Source organism: Marinococcus halotolerans DSM 16375, from assembly GCF_000420725.1.
In the GTDB taxonomy this organism is placed as follows: Bacteria; Bacillota; Bacilli; order Bacillales; family Marinococcaceae; genus Marinococcus; species Marinococcus halotolerans.
Genome location: NZ_ATVM01000017.1, coordinates 39,094 through 58,806, shown reverse-complemented (window position 1 = coordinate 58,806; position 19,713 = coordinate 39,094). Strand labels below are relative to the sequence as shown.

Genomic DNA, 19,713 nt, shown 5'->3' with positions numbered 1-19,713 from the left:
GTCATGGTTTGAGGCGGATAAGCCGGCCGTCCCACCGAAGAAGCCTGGGGATCCCAGAACCGCTCGGACAGCCGATCAATGGTGTCGTTGACGATCCGCACCAGATCCCCTTCGGGGATCATGGGTTCCAGGCTCGTTGGTATCGGAAAGCGCTGTGTGTTATCATCGGTAAACATAAGAAATCATCCTTGTCGTATGGAGGTTGTGGTGACTTAACCATATCATCGAAGGATGATTTCTTTCTTTATTTGCGCACAGAAAAGGGGGGCTGTCCTATTTTTGGGACAGCCCCTTTTTGTTATTTTTCGGGAGCCTCGCCCGTTTTTTCTGTTTTATTGATCAGCTTTGTCCCGACGAGATCTCCGGTGACATTTAAAGCTGTTGCTCCCATGCCGACAAGCACATCAACAGCGGTTAAAAGTGCTACTGCTTCCATGGGAAGGCCGACCTGGGCGAAGACGGTGGCAATCATAATAATGCCGGCACCGGGGACTCCGGCTGTACCGACCGTGGCAAGCGTCCCGACAATGACTATTTGAAGAATGGCTACAAAGCTGAGCGGCTCGCCTACAACGTTTGCTGCGAAAACGGCGGAAACAGCGACCCGGATGGCGGCGCCGTCCATGTTAATTGTCGCTCCGAGAGGCAGGCTGAAGCCATAGAGGCTCTGTTTTAACCCAAGATCACGCGCAGCGTTTAATGTGAGAGGGAGGGTCCCTGAACTGCTCTGGGTGACAAATGCCGTAAGCATCGGGGTGCGCGCTTCCCGGAAGAAGGCGCCCAGATTAGTTTTGGCGGCTAAAAGAAAAACAATATAAAGACCGAGCTGTACCGCCAGGGCAACGTACAGAACGAGTATAAAATTACCGAGGGAAAGAAGTGTATTTGCTCCCTGGCTGCCTACAATCTCAGCGATAATGGCAAAGATACCGAACGGTATAAACTGTAAAATGCCCTTCATGACGGTGAGCGTAAGCTCGTTTAGAGCTTCCGCTCCCCGGTACAGACGCTCGCCCATTTCTTTATAGCTTAATGATGAGCGCAGATAGGTTAAAGCAATGCCAAAAGCAAAGGCAGTAAAAATAATGCCCAAAAGGTTCATCTCCGTGAAGGCTACGGCAATATTATCCGGGACGATATTTAATATAACCTCTGTGACCCCAGGGTTATCAGGAGTTTCAAAGCTTTCACTCCCATCCAGTGTAGTGCCGGTGCCAGGGTTGAAAAGGCTGGCGACAGAGGTGCCCACCACGATTGCTACAGCGGAGGTGAGAAGATAATAAATGAATACTTTTCCTCCCATCCGGCCGAGACCGCCGACAGTAGTCTGGTTAACCCCTACAATCAGCGTAAATAAAATCAATGGGACTATAATAAACTGAAGCAGTCGAAGCATAAGGTCGCCGATAGGGGCGAGCACCGCGGCATCTTCACCGAAAATAAACCCTACAGCAACGCCGGCAATAAGAGCGGCTGTGATTTTGGCAATCAATGACACATCAAAGTAACGCTTCATCAAGTGTTTCAACAGCTGGACCTCCTTTATTAATAAATTCTTATCGGTTTAATCAACATGATAAAACTAAAGGAAACAGATGCTCTTGTCAAAATGAACGCTCAAGGAAAGAGAAAAGAGCAACGATAAAAAGGAGTTCTCCCATTTTCGGGAAAACTCCTTTGTGAAAAATGTAAGACAGCCCAAACAGTCATTTTAAAGCATTTGACTGATTGTTTTTGGATGCAGGTGCTGAATCAGGTAATCCGGGCCGCCGGCCTTGGCATCGGTGCCGGACATTTTAAAGCCGCCAAATGGATGATAGCCAACGATGGCGCCGGTGCAGTTGCGGTTGAAATATAGGTTGCCGACGTGAAAATGAAGCTTGGCATATTCCAGACGATCGATGTTATTGGAGATGACGGCCCCGGTTAAGCCGTACTCGGTATTGTTTGCGATATCAATGGCTTCTTCGTAGGAGGAGGCTTTTGTAAAAGCAACGACCGGGCCGAAGATTTCCTCCTGCATAATGCGTGCTTTCGGGTCCAGGTCGGCAAAGACGGTCGGATCAATGAAGTATCCTTTGGAGTCGTCGCTCTTACCTCCAGCCACAAGCCGGCCTTCCTGTTTGCCGATATCGATATAGCCGGTGATTTTATCGAATGCTTTCTGGTTGACCACAGGGCCCATGTAGTTATCATAGGACGTCGGATCCCCGACAGACAACGCTTTAGCCTTTTTTTCCACTTTGCTCAGGACGTCATCGTACACGTCCTGGTGAACGACTACCCTGGAGCCTGCCGAGCATTTCTGGCCGGAAAAGCCATAGGCAGAAGCGATAATGGCTTCAGCGGCCGTATCAAGATCCGCTTCGCTGTCGACGACAATCGTGTCTTTGCCGCCCATTTCAACGATGACCCGCTTCAAGTGCTGCTGGCCTTCCTGAATCTCTGCTGCTTTTTTATAAATACGTGTGCCGGTGGCCCGGGAGCCGGTAAAGCTGATAAGCGCTGTTTTCGGATGATCCACGAGGTGGTCGCCAATTTCTTCGGGGTCACCGGGTACGAAGTTAATGACGCCGTCCGGCACGCCGGATTCAATTAAAATGTCGACAAACTTCGCGGCGATCACAGGCGTCGGCTCGGCCGGCTTTAACAAAACGGTATTGCCTGTCACCAACGGGGCTACAGTTGTCCCCACCATGATAGCGCAGGCGAAATTCCATGGTGGAATAGTAACGGCCACACCAAGCGGCTGGTAGACATACTGGTTGTATTCACCTTCCCGGCTGTTAATGGGTTTGCCATTTTTCAGCTCGAGCATCTGGCGGGCATAATATTCAACGAAATCAATGGCTTCGGCCACATCAGCATCTGCTTCTTTCCAGGGCTTGCCGCCTTCTTTGACGAGCGTGGCCGATAATTCGTGCTTCCGGCGGCGCATTTTTGCGGCTGCCCGGAACATTACTTCCGCACGGGCATCGGCACTTGTCGTTCTCCAGGACCGAAACGCTTCGCTGGCAGCATCGAAGGCCTGATTAATTAATGCGGGATTGGCTTTGGAGACACTGCCGACCACTTCTTTTTTATTAGCAGGATTGATGGAAACAAGCTTTTCGCCCGTGATAATCCGCTCGCCGCCAATAATCAGCGGGTAGTCCTGACCGAGATTTTTTTCGACTTCTTTGATCGCGTCAGCAAATTCTTTGCGGTTCTGCTCATCCGTAAAATCAGTAAAGGGTTCATGACGGTAAGTTGTATACATTTGAAAGCCTCCTATTATTAAAGTTCAGCAAGCACTTCTTCAATTCGTTCAGCCGCCCAGTCGAGATCCTCCTTTGAAATAACGAGCGGCGGAGCGAATCGGATAACAGTTTCGTGTGTTTCTTTACAGAGAATTCCTTTGTCTTTTAACCGCTCACAGCAGGCACGCGCCGGAATGTCGAGCTCGATGCCGATAAACAGCCCTCTGCCTCTTACTTCTTTAATATGAGGGTTAGTGATAGCAGCGAGCCTTCGTTTAAAATGCTCTCCGAGCTCGAGTGAACGGGAGACAAGCTGCTGCTCCTCGATCACTTCAAGAGAAGCAATTGCTACTGCGCAGGCGAGGGGGTTGCCGCCGAACGTAGATCCGTGGGACCCAGGGGTGAAAACGCCAAGGATGTCTTCGTCGGCAGCTACGCATGATATAGGAAAAACGCCGCCGCCGAGTGCTTTTCCAAGAATGTAGATATCAGGAGTAACCCCGTCCCAGTCGCATGCGAACGTTTTACCGGCGCGCCCGAGGCCGGATTGAATTTCATCGGCGGCAAACAGCACCCGGTGGGTCCGGCACAGCTCGTACGCCTGCTGCAAAAATCCTTCAGGGGGTATTACAATCCCGGCTTCCCCCTGAATAGGCTCGACCAAAAACCCGGCTGTATGAGGGGTGATAGCTTTTTCAAGTGCCTTGAGATCTCCATACGGTACGATTTTAATACCCGGGAGCATCGGGCCGAAGCCCCGTTTGTATTCCTCTTCCGAAGAGAGGGAGACAGCGCTCATCGTGCGTCCATGAAAGTTTCCCTCGCATGCAATAATTTCCGCCCGTCCTTCCGGAATTCCTTTCGTTTCATAGCCCCAGCGGCGAATCGCTTTAACCGCTGTTTCTACCGCTTCAGCCCCGGTATTCATGGGAAGCACCATGTTCTTGCTGGTTAAGGCTGACACTTTGTCATAAAAAGGAGCAAGCTGATCATTATGAAATGCCCGGGAGGTAAGCGTCACTCGGTCGGCCTGGTCTTTCAGGGCCTGAATAATTTTGGGGTGGCGGTGGCCCTGATTGACAGCAGAGTATGCGCTAAGCATGTCAATATAGGAGCGGCCTTCCGGATCCTTCACCCATATGCCCTCCGCTTCAGTAATAACAATAGGAAGCGGTGTATAATTTCGGGCACCGTGTTTATCGTTTTGATCGATAATCTGACTCGAGGATATTATTTCTGCCATGCATACCCACTCCTAAAGTAAGGTTACTGTAAAAGTTGCAAGAACTGTGCCAACTTCAGAAGGTGCCCGCAGCAGGGAGCAGCTGGTAAAAAAAGTGGAAGATGAAAAAAATTTTGCACTCCTTGATTAATTTTTTTGCACTTTTTTGAAAATTGAATTGCATTAATTACCAGCAGAAAAAGTCTGAAATGATGGATGAAAGAAAGAATAGATTTTAAATTAGAACATTATGTGAATATATTCACAAACTTATTGTATGAACGAATGGTCTGAGGTATGCTCTGTATGTGAAATGATTCACATATAGAGATGGAGAGAAGGAAGGGATTTTCATGTTTGTGGAAACGTACGATCCGTTTCAGAATATTGTTTTTTCTGCTCTGGCAGCTGCTGTACCAATTTTGTTGTTTCTGGTATGCCTGACGCTTTTCAAAATGAAAGGCATCTACGCTGCTCTGCTTACGCTCGGCGTTACCTTTGCAATAGCAATGGGAGTTTTTGGCCTGCCGCTTGCACAGAGCGGCGGAGCAGTGACGGAAGGAATTGTACAGGGGCTGTTTCCGATCGGTTATATTATTATCATGGCTGTCTGGCTGTATAAAGTATCAGTCGCTTCGGGGAAATTTCAGACAATCCAAAGCAGCATCGCTTCGATTTCCGCAGACCAGCGGGTGCAATTATTATTAATAGGTTTTTGTTTTAATGCCTTTCTGGAAGGCGCTGCTGGATTTGGTGTACCGATTGCTATTTGTGCCGTGCTTCTCGTTCAACTCGGTTTTCAGCCGCTTCAGGCAGCCATGCTTTGCCTCATCGCCAACGGTGCAGCCGGAGCTTTTGGGGCCATCGGAGTACCGGTTGGTATTATTGATACGCTTCAGCTTGAAGGGATCACTGCAATGGATGTGTCACAGATGACCGCACTCACGCTTCCATTAGTAAACTTCAGCATTCCGTTTTTACTGATATTTCTTCTGGACGGGTTAAAAGGCGTCAAAGAAACTCTCCCGGCGATTTTAGTGACGGCTGTAACATATACGGTGCTTCAGGCGGTAATTACGATCATAGCGGGGCCGGAGCTGGCCAATATCATTCCTTCTCTGGCAGCGATGGGGGCTCTGGCCGTTCTGCAGCGTTTCTGGCGTCCGGTCAATATTTTCCGCCTTGACGGTGAAGCTTACGTACAGGCTGAACCAAAAGTGAAAAAATCGTGGAGAACGGTAGTGTTTGCATGGTCGCCGTTTTACCTGCTGACGATTTTTATCATGATCTGGAGTTTTCCGGGGTTTAAAGCACTTTTTGAAGACAGCGGCATGCTTTCCCCCGCGGTGCTTGGTTTTATTCTTCCTGGAACATACAGCAGCGCAGCGGGCCAGGGGATTGTATTTAACCTGAACTTTATCGGGGCTACAGGTACAGCGATTCTGCTGGCAGTGCTCGTGACGGTGTTGTTTGCCAAAAATATGAACTGGTCCATGGCGCAGCAAGAATTAATGCAGACGGTAAAAGAGCTTTGGCTGCCAATTGTCACCATTTGCGCCATTCTCGCGGTAGCGAAGCTTGCTACCTACGGCGGGCTGACAATGGCTATGGGAGAAGCGGCTGCTATGACAGGTAATATTTTCCCGTTTCTCTCCCCGGTGCTTGGCTGGATTGGAGTATTTATGACAGGATCGGTCGTAAATAATAATACGCTTTTTGCTTCTATTCAAACAACGGCTGCCTCGGGAGTTGGTGTCGATGGGGCTCTGCTGGTAGCGGCCAATACAGCCGGCGGCGTAATGGCGAAGCTGATCTCTCCGCAGTCCATTGCCATTGCGACTGCCGCCGTGGGACAGACAGGTAAGGAAGGGCAATTAATGAAAATGACGCTCAAATACAGCCTTTACCTTTTGTTATTTGTCTGCCTGTGGACCTTTGGTCTAAGTGTATTCATTCATTAAAGCGGTTAGGCGAAATAAAAAAATACAGCAAAAAGGACCGGTTTTTCAGCTTCGGTCCTTTTTATTTCCCGGGCAATAAACAAGTTCATTCTGGTCGGCCCGAAATGGAAGGGGCTTCGGGGGCTGCTTTTGGTTTTCCGATCAAGTATCCCTGGGCCAGGTCAAACCCAAGCTCGCGCACGCAGTTTAATTCTTCAGAACGTTCGATTCCCTCGGCCAGTGTAATAATACCGTGGCTGCCCGCGCGAGAAACGATTTTTTCCAGCCGCTGCTGCTTTTTAAGATCCTGGTCGCAATGGTCGACAAGCGAACGGTCGATTTTTACGTAATGCGGCTTGAGCTCCTCCATGACGTCAACCGTCGAGTAGCCTGCCCCGAGATCATCTAAAGCCACGCGTACCCCGTGCGAATGAAAGGTTTGAAAAATACGAAGCAGGTGTTCGAGATTATCAAACTTCTCTGTTTCCACCACTTCAAACACAAGGTCCTTCGTGGAAACACCTAAGCTCCGGGCTGTAACAAATGTAGAAAGCAGACAGTGATCGGGATCATAGATCGAAGAGGGCAGAAAGTTAATAAACCGTTTGATGCCAGGCTTTAGATATTTGGCACTTGTTTTAATAGAGGCGATGCGCGCCCGGTGGTCTAAAAGCGACTGCAGACCGCTCTGCTGGGAGAAAGAAAACAGCTGATCCGGCCGAAACTGGGCGGCGTCTGCCTGCGGACGCATGAGGAATTCATACCCCATTACTTCACCGGTATTCAATTGAATAATCGGCTGCATGTGGTGAGTGAACTGCTGATTATTGATGACGGTCATAAACGAGGGACGGGAAATCCGCTCTTTCAGCTGAGGAAAATTAATCATGTTCGCATGGGTCTGTTGATCTTTACCTGTCCAGGCGCCCTTTAACCCGGCTGGGTCTCCAGGAAGGGTGCGTTCAATGAAATCCAGCAAAGGACTGAGTGTCTGAACAGCAGAATAGTAATAATAAAGCGTATTATCCTGAGTATAGGAATTGTAACCGTTCTGGAGCATATGATAACGAAGCTCGCGGAGCACACTGAAGGATGTATGAGTGAACAACAGATACCCGGAAGATTCCAAATCAGGCAGTGCTGTGCAGCTGGAGCATTGATTCATGATCTTAGGCCCTCCTATTCAAAACGTACGCTTGTATAGCTTGATTTCTCTCTATTTTATCGGGTTCCAAAAGAAATTGTTGAAAAAACATAAAAAAAAGAGAGAAAAGGAGGACTCCCTTTCTCTGCATCGTATTACTTTGCTTCTTTTTTTGTTTCACTTTCTATGGAAGAGGAGGCTGTGATCCCCTGTTTTTGTGCCATTGCTTTGGCCGCTTTCGGTGCGAGCCAGAGTGTCGGCAGCAGAATAAGGGAGACAGGGACGGCGGTTACTACGATAAATGACTGAAGGGCGTCCACGCTCCCTTCACCGATAAACAACAGACAGGCAGCTACGGCTCCCATAATAACCACCCAGAATACACGAATGGCAGGATGAGGTTCTTCGCTGTCACTGACTACAATTGAAATTGTGTATGACATAGAATCCGTCGTAGTCACCACGAAAAGAATAGTGACTAATAGAAAGCAAAAAGCGATAAAGGTTCCGAGCGGCAGCTGCTGTACGATTGCCATCATCGAAGCTGGCATGCCCGATTCAAACAGGGCGTTTGAAACTGAGCCCGGGTTGTTTAATTCATAAAAGATGCCCGAACCGCCAACGATGGTAAACCAGAAGTTTGTTACGAGCGGGGCGATAATTGACACAGCGAGGATCAGCTGCCGGATCGTTCTGCCCCGGGAAATTCTCGTAATGAAAATGGCCATCATCGGTCCATAGCCTAAAAACCATCCCCAGAAAAAAATCGTCCACAAACCTAACCACTCGTTGTTTCCGCGAAAGCTGCTCATCTGTGCAAATTCCTGCGTATAAATCCCGAACGAAGAGATAAAGGCGTCTAAAATGAAACCGCCCGGTCCAATTATCAATATAAATAAAATCAAAACAATCGTAAACCACACGTTGAACCGGCTCAAAAGCTGAATGCCTTTATGAATACCAGTGACAGCGGATATAGAAGCAATAGCTACAAGTCCGGCAATAATCATAAACTGGGTGGGATAATTGTTCGGTATCCCCATGAGGGTCTCAAAACCGTAGCCTGCCTGAGTACCTAAAAAGCCGATAGGACCAATAGTACCAGCAGCTACCGAAACGATCGAACACACATCCACAATAGTACCAAGCGGACTGTGAACAGCAATTTTTTCGCCGAAGACCGGATAAAGAAGCGTCCGCGGACGAAGAGGCATGCCTTTATCATAATGAGCATGCATTAACACTATGGTACTTAGTGTTCCAAGAATAGCCCAGGCGAGAAAGCCCCAGTGTAGAAAGCTTTGAGCGAGCGCCGGCTGTACTGCATCAGAGGAGCTGCCTTCAATCCCGGAAAATACTGGAGGAAGATCCATGAAATGATAAATAGGCTCCGCTGCGGCCCAGAAAACACCGCCTCCGGCCAGCAGGGTACACATAATGATGGAAAGCCATTTAAAATAGCTGAATTCCGGTTCGGCTAAATTACCAAGTCGTACGCGTCCATATTTCGAAAAACCGATGTAGAGTCCGATGAAAAAAGTGGCAAGCAAAAGAATCTGCCAAAAAGCACCGAAAAAGGTAACGGCCCAGTTAAAGGTGACCGTAACGAACTGGCCGACAGCTCCGGCGTTGATAAGAGAAAAAATGACAAATAAGAGCAGCAGGCCGCCGCTGAGAAGCGTGACCAGCCAGTCATTGTTTTTCCAATGATTCGGGGGTTGTGAAGACACAAATATTCCTACTTTCTTTTGTATATGGAGTAAAAATTTATGCGGGCAGAGAAACACCGGGACAGAGAGAAGCGATTTTCAGCAGCCGGACACAAAGAACATATCTTAGTAGAACCGTTTGGCTTCGTCAATAAAAAAGCCTGCAAGTTTCACGAAAGCCGTGGCTTTGAAGGTGGAAAGCAGCTTTTTAAAAAGTCGTCACTTCTGTATTAATACAGAAGATATTTGAAGAATATTTCATTTAAAAGAGAAAAACTATTCAAACAGGGGGTTCGGAACCTCTATTACAAAAGGAAATAAAAATTTCAAAAAATTATTATAAAACAGTTGACGAAATATAAATACTGTTATAATATAGTCTCAACAAAACAAATTGTACTATAACAGAAAAACGCAGCTGCATTCCAAATTTGTTTAATCTGAAGAAAAAGGAGAGAGACATATGATTCGTCAGGAAGATGTAAAGCAAATGGAAGAAGCCTGGGAGAACGAGGAGCGGTGGAAAGGAATTACCCGCCCGTATTCAGCAGAGGATGTGTTGAAGCTTCGTGGTTCGATCAAGGTAGAATATACACTCGCTGATATGGGGGCGAATCGTCTTTGGAATTTAATGCAGGAGGACCCGTTCGTACGGGCGCTTGGGGCACTTACCGGAAATCAGGCCGTGCAGCAGGTGAAAGCAGGATTGAAAGCGATTTATTTAAGCGGCTGGCAGGTGGCCGCTGATGCTAACCTCTCCGGCCATATGTATCCGGATCAGAGCTTATATCCCGCCAACAGCGTTCCGCACGTAGTGCAGCGTATCAACCAGGCACTGCAGCGGGCGGATCAGATTGAACATCTCGAAGGAAACGATGAAAAAAACTTTTTTGCTCCAATCGTAGCTGACGGAGAAGCAGGATTTGGCGGACGGCTGAACGTGTTCGAATTAACCAAATCGATGATCGAGGCAGGAGCCGCCGGTGTTCATTTTGAGGACCAGCTTGCATCCGAAAAGAAATGCGGTCACCTTGGCGGAAAGGTATTAATACCGACAAGCACGGCTATTCAAAATCTCATTTCGGCAAGACTTGCAGCAGACGTGATGGGAGTGCCAACAATTATCGTTGCCAGAACCGATGCAAACGCGGCCGATCTGCTTACTAGTGATATTGACGCCTATGATCACTCGTTTATTCGAAGCAATGAACGGACCGAGGAAGGCTTTTACCGCACAAACAACGGATTGGACCAGGCGATTGCAAGAGGGCTTGCTTATGCACCGTACGCAGACCTTGTCTGGTGCGAAACCTCTGAACCAAACCTTGAGGAAGCACAGAAATTTGCAGATGCGATTCACGAAAAATTCCCAGGGAAAATGCTTGCCTATAATTGTTCACCTTCCTTTAACTGGAAAGCCAAGCTGAGTGACGAAGAAATTGAAACCTTCCAGGAACGGCTGGGCGAGATGGGATACAAGTTCCAGTTTGTTACTCTGGCCGGCTTCCACGCTCTTAACAACAGCATGTTTGAACTGGCTGGCGGCTATAAAGAACGCGGCATGGGAGCTTATTCCGAGCTTCAGCAAAAGGAATTTGCCAACGAAGACCATGGCTACACAGCAACGCGCCACCAGCGGGAGGTTGGTACAGGATACTTCGACCAGGTAGCAACTACCATTTCGAGCGGAAAATCATCCACAACTGCGATGAAGGGTTCTACAGAATCAAGTCAGTTCAGCCGGTAAATATTTAAAATCATAAGGAGGTTTTTCCAATGAGAGAAACGACGATGGAGTATCAGAGTGAAATGCGGACAATGATTTGCAGCGACTGCGGAAGCGAAATGACAGAGCATCAGGAAACACCAATGATCCAGTGCGATCACTGCTTAAGCAAAACCGAAGAATAGCAGAAAAGATACGGCCGGTTCCCCGCGTTAAAGCAGGGCGCCGGTTTTTTCTGTATACATATGTAATAGAACGGCCTGGATGCGGGTGCATAAAAAAGACCCTCAGGCTTTCCGCTCTAGGGAAAGCCTGAGGGTGGAGAAAGGAGGCTATTTGGCTTCTGCTTTTAAACGATCCTTAGCTTCTCTGCGGCGTCTGTGCAAAATAGGCTCAGTGTAGCCGTTTGGCTGGTTGTACCCCTGGAATACTAAATCGCAGGCGGCCTGAAAGGCGGTTGACTGGTCAAAATCCGGACCCATCGGACGATATTCGGGGTCGTGGGCGTTTTGTTCATCTACAACAGCGGCCATTCGTTTGAATGTTTCCATCACCTGCTGTCTGGAGCAAATGTGATGATGAAGCCAGTTGGCAATGTGCTGGCTCGAGATGCGAAGCGTTGCCCGGTCTTCCATAAGTGCAACGTTGTTGATATCCGGCACTTTAGAGCAGCCGATGCCAAGCTCGACCCAGCGTACAACATATCCAAGAATGCCCTGAGCGTTATTATCGAGCTCCTCCTGCACCTCGGCGGATGACCAGTCAGCATCAGCGGCTGTGGGTATAATTAAAATAGAATCAAGATGAGATTCAGATAACTGCTTTAAATCTTTTTGGACCTCCGGCACATCTACCTGGTGATAATGAAGAGCATGCAGCGTGGCCGCCGTTGGAGACGGTACCCAGGCGGTGGACGCCCCAGCTTTTAACTGCCCGTCTTTCTGATCCATCATGGCTGCCAGCTGTTCGGGCATTGGCCACATGCCTTTACCAATCTGGGCGCGCTGTTCGAAGCCGGCGGCAAGACCGGTCTGTACGTTTGATTTTTCGTAGCTTCCGAGCCACTCAGAGGTTTTCATTTCACCTTTGCGGATCATCGGTCCTGCCTCCATGGAGGTATGGATTTCATCTCCGGTCCGGTCCAGAAAGCCAGTATTAATGAACATTACCCGGTCTTTTACTTCCTTGATGCATGCTTTCAGATTAATCGTTGTTCTTCGTTCCTCGTCCATAACGCCTATTTTCAAGGTGTGGCGTTCGAGGTGGAGCATGTCTTCAATACGGTCAAACAGTTTGTTTGCAAAGGCTGCTTCTCTAGAACCGTGCATTTTCGGTTTTACAATATAGATAGACCCTTCGCGGGAGTTTCTGTATTTTCCGTTCCCAAGCAGATCGTGCTTGGCAATCAGGCTCGTAACGACGCCGTCCATGATACCTTCAGGAATTTCTTCTTCCTTTTCATTCAATATGGCATCGGTGGTCATTAAATGACCAACGTTGCGGTTGAGCATCAGAGAGCGGCCTGACAGAGTAAATTCTTCACCTTCAGGAGAGGTATAGCTGCGGTCCGGATTCATAATGCGTGTCACTGTTTTATCACCTTTTTGAAACTGGGCGCTGATATCTCCTTTAATGAGCCCGAGCCAGTTTCGGTAAACCAGTGTTTTATCTTCAGCATCTACAGCGGCTACAGAATCCTCGCAGTCCATAATAGTCGTAAGCGCAGACTCGACCAGTATATCTTTTACTCCGGCGGGGTCGGTTTTGCCAATCGGGTGACCGTAGTCAATTTGGATTTCGATATGCAGACGGTGATGCTTTAAAAGAACAGCTACCGGCTGAGCGCTTGCACCCTGGTAACCTGTAAATTGTTCAGGATGCTGCAGCTGATCCTTACTGCCGTCCTGAAAGGATATTTCAAGACTCCCGTTTTCAATAGAGTAGCTGACCGCATCCTTATGGGAACGGCTGTGAAGCGGGAAGTATTCGTCTAAAAATTGCTTTGCGTAAGCAACGACCTTTTCCCCGCGTACAGGATTGTAGGATTGCTTTTGCTCCGCTCCGCCCGCTTCATTGATGATATCGCTTCCATACAAAGAATCGTAAAGGCTTCCCCACCGGGCATTAGCTGCGTTAATGGCAAAGCGTTCGTTACTGATGGGAACGACAAGCTGTGGCCCGGACTGCATGGAGATCTCTTCGTCCGTGTGTTCGGTGGCGATTTGAAAATCGTCCGGCCCGGGCTCGAGATAGCCAATGCTTTCGAGAAACGTCCGGTACTGATCCAGGTCCCACCGGGAATGAGCCTGATGCCATTCGTGAATCTGGTTCTGCAGATTATCTCTCGTTTGCAGAAGGACTTCGTTCTCAGGGGCCAAATCATGAACAATCTGGCCGAAATCCTGCCAAAACTGTTTTTGTTCCAGGCCGGATCCGGGGAGGACTTCTTCGTTAATAAATTGATATAAAGAAGGGTGTACATGCAGGCTGCCTGCCGATTGATACGTGGTCATACTATTCCTCCTTCAAAGTAAGGGAACTGAAAAAGCTGCTCCCAGGATATAATACCATTGTATTATAACAGTATTGCAAATATCAATACTGTTATATAAAATTACAAAACTTCGCCAAACGAAATTTTTTTTAGTATAGTGAAAGCATTGTGAATTAAAGTTAAGAAAGGAAGAGAAAATGACCCCGCAAATAGTGCAATTCCTTGTTACGGCACACCTTTCAATGATAGTCCTCCTGCTGATACTGTTCGTTTCTGCAAATATTTTCTACCAGAAAGGAAAAAACAGGATTGGTATGGGTGCTCATTACACGCTCCGGGGGGCGTATTTACCAGGAATGATTTCAGGTGGATTATTAATAGGCCTGACTCCGGATTTTCCAGCTATATTTTTAAAAGCCGCTGCAGGACTGTTAACCCTTATTTTTATGGAAATTCATCTCAATCATATTATTGGCAGTGAACACCGTCCCAGGTTCGCTTTTCTAACGTATTTTATGATTGTGTTCACGTTAGTATTAGGCGTAGTGTTTCCCGTTGGAATATCTGTTATGGAGTAAAAGCAGGAATAACCAGATCTTATACCGAGACCTGAGGGCTTATAGCGAAATGAGGTATACACGGGAGCGGAAACGGGATAGAATAACTAACGTATACAGAAACTGTGAAATTGTATGCGTATGCATGGTCTAATTCAAGCAGAAAGGTGTTCCTTCTATATGATTCAAAATCCTAAAGGAAAAGAGCGGATCGGCCTGGCGCTGATTCTTAGTATGCTTGCGATCCTCGGGCCGCTCAATATTGATATGTACCTGCCAAGCTTCCCGGGGATAGCTTCAGATTTGAATGCCCGGGCTTCTATGGTGCAGCTTAGTTTAACTGCCTGTCTTGTGGGTCTTGCAGTCGGTCAGGTGATCGTCGGCCCGATTAGTGATGCAAAGGGTAGAAGAAAGCCGCTGCTCATTTCTATTACGCTATTTGCGGCTGCTTCGTTTATTTGTGCGATTGCACCGAATATATACATATTGATTGCTGCGAGGCTGCTGCAGGGCTTAACTGCTTCTGCCGGCATTGTCGTTTCAAGGGCGGTGGTAAGAGACATTTTCAGTGGAAAGGAACTGACCCAGTTCTTTTCATTGCTGATGGTCATTAACGCTATTGCGCCTATGGCCGCTCCAATGATTGGGGGCGCCATTTTACTCCTGCCATTTTCAGAGTGGTCAACGATTTTCCTGTTTCTCGCGGTCGTAGGTCTTGCCATCGTAGTTACAATTGGTTTTCGGCTTGAAGAGACTCTTCCGGAGGAGAAAAGAACGCCGAGCTCACTTAAATATACGATCCGCACCATTGGTGATTTGTGGAGGGATCGTTCTTTTATCGGGTATGCGTTAACGCTTGGCTTCGTCCACGGGGGCAGCTTCGCCTACGTTTCCGGTACGCCGTTTGTGTATCAGGAGATTTACGGAGTTTCTGCCCAGGTGTTCAGCGTGTTATTTGGCATTAACGGCCTTGCCATTATTACCGGAAGCTTTTTAATCGGCCGGCTGGCCGGCATTATTGCTGAACGAAAACTGCTGCGCACAGCAGTGATCACAGCGGTCAGCGCGAGTTCTTTTCTTCTCGCGATGACAATTATTGAAGGTCCGCTCGCGCTTCTGGTTATACCTATATTTATTTACATGACAGCGATGGGGATGGTGCTGACAAGTTCATTTACGCTGGCGATTGCTAAACAGGGGCACCGGGCGGGGAGTGCAAGTGCCCTTCTCGGCATGCTGCCACTCTTGATCGGTTCTATTGTTTCACCGCTTGCGGGGATTGATGAAACGACAGCCGTGCCGATGGGAGCTATTATGTTTATTACGACCGTATTTGGACTGACGGCTTTCAGCACGCTCAGTGAACGCCCGCAAAAAGAATAAAATAAAGCCGGTACGCTGTGTTGGCAGCGTACCGGCTTTGTATAGCAAAGCATTTTAGGATTGAATGTTTTTTAATTTTTCCGGTGTTACATCGTTACCTTCCGGATCCTGCACGGTGGTGGTAAGCAGTGTCTCTTCCATTGATCCGCGGATCATTTGAAGGTACTCTTCACGAAGCTGTTTTTGCTCCAACTGCTCTTGTGCACTCAGTCCCTGATTTGCCTTTTTTCTCGCCAGTTCGTTAATGCGAGGAAGCGTTGCGATCATGTGAATTCCCCTTTCATTTTTATACCCATACATGTATATGGTATATGAATAGTATAGCAGAAGCCTGCTGCATATGCAAGTCGGGGCAGCAGGCTGGTATTAATGCTTTAATTCCTGAAATTTAGTGACGGCTTCCACCCTGTTGCTTACTTCAAGCTTATCAAAAATAACCGAAATATAATTTCTTACGGTACCGTTGGTAAGAGAGAGCTGCCGGGCAATAGCTGTAGTGCTTTTTCCCTCTGCGATTAGCGCAAGTACTTCTTCTTCGCGTTTAGTGAGTGTGGCAGCTGTGTTGTAAGCCAGATCCACTAAATCAGGGGAGTAGACCTTTCTGCCACTCATAATGATACGGATAGACTGGGCGAGCTCTTCGCTCGGGCTGTCCTTCAGAAGATAGCCGCTGATTCCTGCTTTTCGGGCCCGTTCAAAATAACCGGTGCGGGCGAATGTGGTGAGGATAATGATTTTGCATGTACTTTCCTTTAATTCCTCAGCAGCTTCTAATCCACTTTTCACCGGCATTTCAATGTCCATAATGCATATATCCGGCTGCTTCTGTTCAATGAGGGCCAAAGCCTCCTCTCCGTTTTCCGCTTTACCGACTACTTCCATATCGTCTTCTAAATCAAGAAGAGAACCAAGCGCTCCTAAAAGCATCTGCTGATCCTCCACGATCACTATTCTTATCATAGCTGGCGGCCTCTCCTTTATTTAATTTGCTGAACGACCAAAGGTACTTGAATAGCAAGCTTTGTACCTTCGGAAGAATGGTAGTTAAACTGGCCGTTGATGAAGCCGAGGCGTTCTTTAATGCCCTGAAGGCCGCTTTCGGACCAGGATTTCTGCTCAGAGGACATGCCCTTGCCATCGTCTTCGACTGTAAGGGAAAGACTCGTTGTGGATTGATCGATCGTAATATAACAGTTTGCTGCTTCGCTGTGTTTGACAACATTGGTCACAGCTTCCTTTAAGCACATGCTGAGCACGTTTTCGATGAGAGGGGGTGCTTCGTGAAAGCTGGCGCTCCCTTTTACATGAAGAGTAATACCTGCAGCCTGAAGGATTTCTTCCACACGCAGAAGCTCGTCGCTCAACTTGGCGCCTTTCATATCGGATACAAGCTCACGAACTTCTTTTAGTGCGGTGCGGGCGGTTTGGTGAATGTCAGTTAATTCTGCCTGGGTCCGTTCGGGTTTTGTATCTATTAATTTTCCGGCAAGTTCACTTTTCAAACCAATCAATGAAAGCTTCTGGCCAAGGGTATCGTGCAGATCTCTGGCAATACGCTGCCGTTCTTCAAGGACGACAAGCTGGGAGATGCGTTGATTCGCCTCATGCAGCTCGGTTTCAAGCTTTTCGCGTTTGTTTCGGTTGTAGATGTTAAAAGGAAGAAGAATAACCCCGAGGACGCTGATGGCAATAAAGGGAAGCTGCATCATAAACAGCTCATTTTGAACGTAAAAGCCGATGATAACAGCGGCCAGAGTAGTAATAAGGTGAAGAATGTACAGGGTAAGGAAGCCTGCCTTATGCTGGATATTACCAATAAAGAATGCTAAAAACAGGGAAAAATAAACATAACCAAAATAAAGGGTCATTCCGATACTGATCAGCATTTCAATGCTCACAGATAAATAAACCGTCCAGCCCTTTTTAATGAAGGATAACCGGTAGGTGGTAAAAAACAGCAGAATCATAAAGACGCCGAGGGCGATTTCAAAATACGTAGCAGAGCGGATAATAAAATAAAAGGGCAGCAAACAGAAAATAATCCATGCGTATAAGCTGAGGCCTGTGCTTTTTGGGAATATATCGAACCAGTTCTGCATAAACGGGCTCCTTTTTCATGAGGCATAACGTTTCTTTATATTAAGTATAACAAACCCCTCTCCGTAACAGAGAAGGGTTTGTTGTTAAGATTTTTTATCAGCCGGTACTGAAGAGGTTCTAGAAACCTCTGCCTGTCTTTTGCTTCGGATGTTTGCTTCCTTAAAGCTGACAAACGTTTTGTTTGTTTCATCGTACAAACGAAACTTAATGGATGTGAGGCTTGTACCAAGAGTAATCTTTGTAGCCTGCTGCAACGGTTCAATGTTTTCGTGGGTTTTTGCCAAGTTATAGTTCGGTACACGTGGGCTAAGGTGATGCACGTGATGATAGCCGATATTGCCGGTAATCCACTGAAGTACTTTTGGAAGCTCGTAGTAGGAGCTGCCGTCTACTGCAGCTTTTACAAAGTCCCATTTGTCCTCGTTTTCAAAGTAGGAGTCTTCAAACGTGTGTTGGACATAAAATAACCAGATGCCGAGAAACCCTGCTGTGAAAAGCATAGGAATCTGAATGGTGAAAAAGGCAGCCCAGCCGACAAGCCAGATTAATAAAGCGTAAATAACTACAATAGAAATGTTCGTGAAATACGTGTTCAGGCGTTCTTTTCGTTTGGCACCTTTACGGTTGAAGCGGTTCTCAACAAGAAACAGGTAAAATGGGCCTAAAAAGAAAAGTACGAACGGGTTGCGGTACAGGCGGTAGCTGAGTCGGAGCCATTTGCTGGCGTTTTGGTATTCCTCGACAGTCATGACCCAGACGTCCCCGGTGCCCCGTTTGTCGAGGTTGCCGCTGGTGGAGTGGTGCATCATATGGCTTCTTTTCCATTTTGCATAGGAGAAGTGAGTAATGATCCCAGTTAACGTGCCAATACGGTCATTCGCTTTGCTGCTTTTGAAAAATGAACCGTGCGTGCAGTCGTGAAAGATAATAAACGTACGGACAACAAAGCCTCCGGCGATAATGGCGAGGGCAACAGTGATAAAAGGAGAAATGAAATATGCTGCGTACGCAAGCGCCCATAGGGCTAATAAAGGAAGAATGGAGTTGCACAGCTGAATAATACTTGCTTTATGGTCAGAATGTGCGTAAGGGGCAGCACTTTTTTTCAATTGCATTTGTTCTTGTCTGCTCATGGTTAATCGCTCCCTGCTTTATGGGGTGTGTCTCTATTAATAGGGTATAAAATTTTGGCTGCGGCTGTAAGTCATAGACGTCAGGGAGAAAAAATGACAAATGTCATATACGAGTTGAATTAAGTGGAAAATATGAAATATGTATAAAATTGACCGGGAAATGCCGGGCAGACCAAAGCCTCTGAACATTCAGGTGTTCAGAGGCTCCGTGTTTTATAAAGCGTAGTTTGTCCGCAGCGCATGGGTCAGTTCAGAAACGATATCAATGTCTTTAAAGCTGATGCCGAGTTGGACAGCAGTCTGGGCCATCTCCGGGCGCATGCCGCACAGCGTAGTTTCCACGCCAACCAGCTTTAAGGCAGTGGCAAGCTGCATGATGCGCTGGGCGACGAATGTCGTGATATCACGCACACCCGAAAGATCGATATACAGACGAGTTAATTCGCTCTCGGTGCATTGCTTTAACGTATGCTCCACAATCACCTGGCCCCGCTGTTCATCGATATGGCCGATGAGCGGAAGCAGGCCGGTTTTCTTTTGAATCAAAATGATCGGGGAGGAGAGCTCCAGGATCATTGCCTCTTTCAGCTGTATCTGTTCGTTCATATGGTAAATGGCTTCCTTCATAAACGCCCGCCCGGCGTAGTCGAAAGCCTGAAGTGCTTTGCGCTGCCAGTCGAGTACGTGATCGATGGGGATCGATTCCTCATATTGATGAACAAACAGGCGGATCTGTTCTAAAATGGCGTTACGGTAATAAGTGAATTCTTCCTGAATAGTGAGCATCGGCTGCCACATTTCTTTATTCTCTTCAACAATGTCACTGATTTTTTCTTCGAAATGCTCGTAAAACCGGGTTTCTTCCTCCCGAAATACATGAACAAGCTCCTGGGCAAAAACCTTTTTCATTTCTTCAAGTTTTTGATTTGTATAGTCATCGGCAGTATTGCCGGAAGAGGAATCGGAAGACCAGGTGCCACGAATGGTATCTATATGTTCAATCAAATAATCGTATAAAGAGCCGTCAGCTTTTTCCTGATTAAATTGCACGGTCGTTTTCCTCCAA

At 47.4% G+C, this 19,713-nt stretch carries 16 protein-coding genes; 5 read left to right on the top strand and 11 right to left on the bottom strand.

Annotated elements, in window-relative coordinates; genetic code table 11:
• Positions 1 to 298 precede the first annotated feature (298 nt).
• The 3 genes from G548_RS0112190 to G548_RS0112180 form a co-directional block, all read right to left on the bottom strand.
• On the bottom strand, positions 299 to 1,528 hold the full coding sequence (locus G548_RS0112190; RefSeq protein ID WP_022794434.1) for a dicarboxylate/amino acid:cation symporter: 1,230 nt from the start codon (positions 1,526 to 1,528) through the stop codon (positions 299 to 301).
• A 183-nt stretch (positions 1,529 to 1,711) separates the two neighbouring features.
• Positions 1,712 to 3,259, bottom strand: a complete 1,548-nt coding sequence (gene pruA, locus G548_RS0112185) for an L-glutamate gamma-semialdehyde dehydrogenase (RefSeq protein ID WP_022794433.1) — start codon at positions 3,257 to 3,259, stop codon at positions 1,712 to 1,714.
• Between the two features lie 17 nt (positions 3,260 to 3,276).
• Positions 3,277 to 4,482: an ornithine--oxo-acid transaminase gene (locus G548_RS0112180; RefSeq protein WP_022794432.1), complete on the bottom strand. Its 1,206-nt coding sequence runs from the start codon at positions 4,480 to 4,482 to the stop codon at positions 3,277 to 3,279.
• A gap of 332 nt (positions 4,483 to 4,814) precedes the next feature.
• On the opposite strand from G548_RS0112180, the gene G548_RS0112170 reads away from it, so the two are divergent.
• Complete coding sequence (locus G548_RS0112170; protein WP_022794431.1) at positions 4,815 to 6,422, top strand: L-lactate permease; 1,608 nt, start codon at positions 4,815 to 4,817, stop codon at positions 6,420 to 6,422.
• A gap of 85 nt (positions 6,423 to 6,507) precedes the next feature.
• On the opposite strand, the gene G548_RS0112160 is transcribed toward G548_RS0112170, so the two are convergent.
• Both G548_RS0112160 and G548_RS18130 read right to left on the bottom strand, forming a co-directional pair.
• The gene (locus tag G548_RS0112160; RefSeq protein WP_022794430.1) at positions 6,508 to 7,566 is read right to left on the bottom strand and encodes an EAL domain-containing protein; all 1,059 of its coding nucleotides are present in this window, start codon (positions 7,564 to 7,566) and stop codon (positions 6,508 to 6,510) included.
• A 134-nt stretch (positions 7,567 to 7,700) separates the two neighbouring features.
• Positions 7,701 to 9,275, bottom strand: coding sequence for a BCCT family transporter (locus G548_RS18130; RefSeq protein ID WP_022794429.1), 1,575 nt, complete (start codon positions 9,273 to 9,275; stop codon positions 7,701 to 7,703).
• A gap of 442 nt (positions 9,276 to 9,717) precedes the next feature.
• On the opposite strand from G548_RS18130, the gene aceA reads away from it, so the two are divergent.
• Positions 9,718 to 11,001, top strand: a complete 1,284-nt coding sequence (gene aceA, locus G548_RS0112145) for an isocitrate lyase (RefSeq protein WP_022794427.1) — start codon at positions 9,718 to 9,720, stop codon at positions 10,999 to 11,001.
• Between the two features lie 29 nt (positions 11,002 to 11,030).
• On the top strand, positions 11,031 to 11,165 hold the full coding sequence (locus tag G548_RS19235; protein WP_022794426.1) for a primosomal protein N': 135 nt from the start codon (positions 11,031 to 11,033) through the stop codon (positions 11,163 to 11,165).
• A 147-nt stretch (positions 11,166 to 11,312) separates the two neighbouring features.
• Here G548_RS19235 and G548_RS0112135 read toward each other — a convergent pair whose 3' ends face one another.
• Complete coding sequence (locus tag G548_RS0112135) at positions 11,313 to 13,493, bottom strand: malate synthase G (RefSeq protein ID WP_022794425.1); 2,181 nt, start codon at positions 13,491 to 13,493, stop codon at positions 11,313 to 11,315.
• 178 nt (positions 13,494 to 13,671) lie between these two features.
• Here G548_RS0112135 and G548_RS0112130 point away from each other — a divergent pair, with 178 nt between their 5' ends.
• On the top strand, positions 13,672 to 14,052 hold the full coding sequence (locus tag G548_RS0112130) for a DUF1516 family protein (RefSeq protein WP_022794424.1): 381 nt from the start codon (positions 13,672 to 13,674) through the stop codon (positions 14,050 to 14,052).
• 159 nt (positions 14,053 to 14,211) lie between these two features.
• Positions 14,212 to 15,414, top strand: coding sequence for a Bcr/CflA family efflux MFS transporter (locus G548_RS0112125; RefSeq protein WP_022794423.1), 1,203 nt, complete (start codon positions 14,212 to 14,214; stop codon positions 15,412 to 15,414).
• A gap of 54 nt (positions 15,415 to 15,468) precedes the next feature.
• Here G548_RS0112125 and G548_RS0112120 read toward each other — a convergent pair whose 3' ends face one another.
• The 5 genes from G548_RS0112120 to G548_RS18125 all read right to left on the bottom strand — a co-directional run bounded on the left by G548_RS0112120 (position 15,469) and on the right by G548_RS18125 (position 19,697).
• Entirely contained in the window at positions 15,469 to 15,681 is a 213-nt protein-coding gene (locus G548_RS0112120) for a DUF896 domain-containing protein (RefSeq protein WP_022794422.1), read from the bottom strand.
• Between the two features lie 99 nt (positions 15,682 to 15,780).
• The gene (locus G548_RS0112115; RefSeq protein ID WP_022794421.1) at positions 15,781 to 16,374 is read right to left on the bottom strand and encodes a response regulator transcription factor; all 594 of its coding nucleotides are present in this window, start codon (positions 16,372 to 16,374) and stop codon (positions 15,781 to 15,783) included.
• Positions 16,375 to 16,391: 17 nt separating this feature from the next.
• Positions 16,392 to 17,513 carry a sensor histidine kinase gene (locus tag G548_RS0112110; protein ID WP_022794420.1) on the bottom strand — a complete coding sequence of 374 codons (1,122 nt, stop codon included), beginning with the start codon at positions 17,511 to 17,513 and terminating at the stop codon, positions 16,392 to 16,394.
• Between the two features lie 84 nt (positions 17,514 to 17,597).
• A complete protein-coding gene (gene desA, locus G548_RS0112105) occupies positions 17,598 to 18,647 on the bottom strand; it encodes a Delta(5) desaturase DesA (protein ID WP_022794419.1) in 1,050 nt (349 codons plus the stop codon).
• A gap of 213 nt (positions 18,648 to 18,860) precedes the next feature.
• Positions 18,861 to 19,697 carry an STAS domain-containing protein gene (locus tag G548_RS18125; RefSeq protein WP_022794418.1) on the bottom strand — a complete coding sequence of 279 codons (837 nt, stop codon included), beginning with the start codon at positions 19,695 to 19,697 and terminating at the stop codon, positions 18,861 to 18,863.
• Between the last annotated feature and the right edge of the window lie 16 nt (positions 19,698 to 19,713).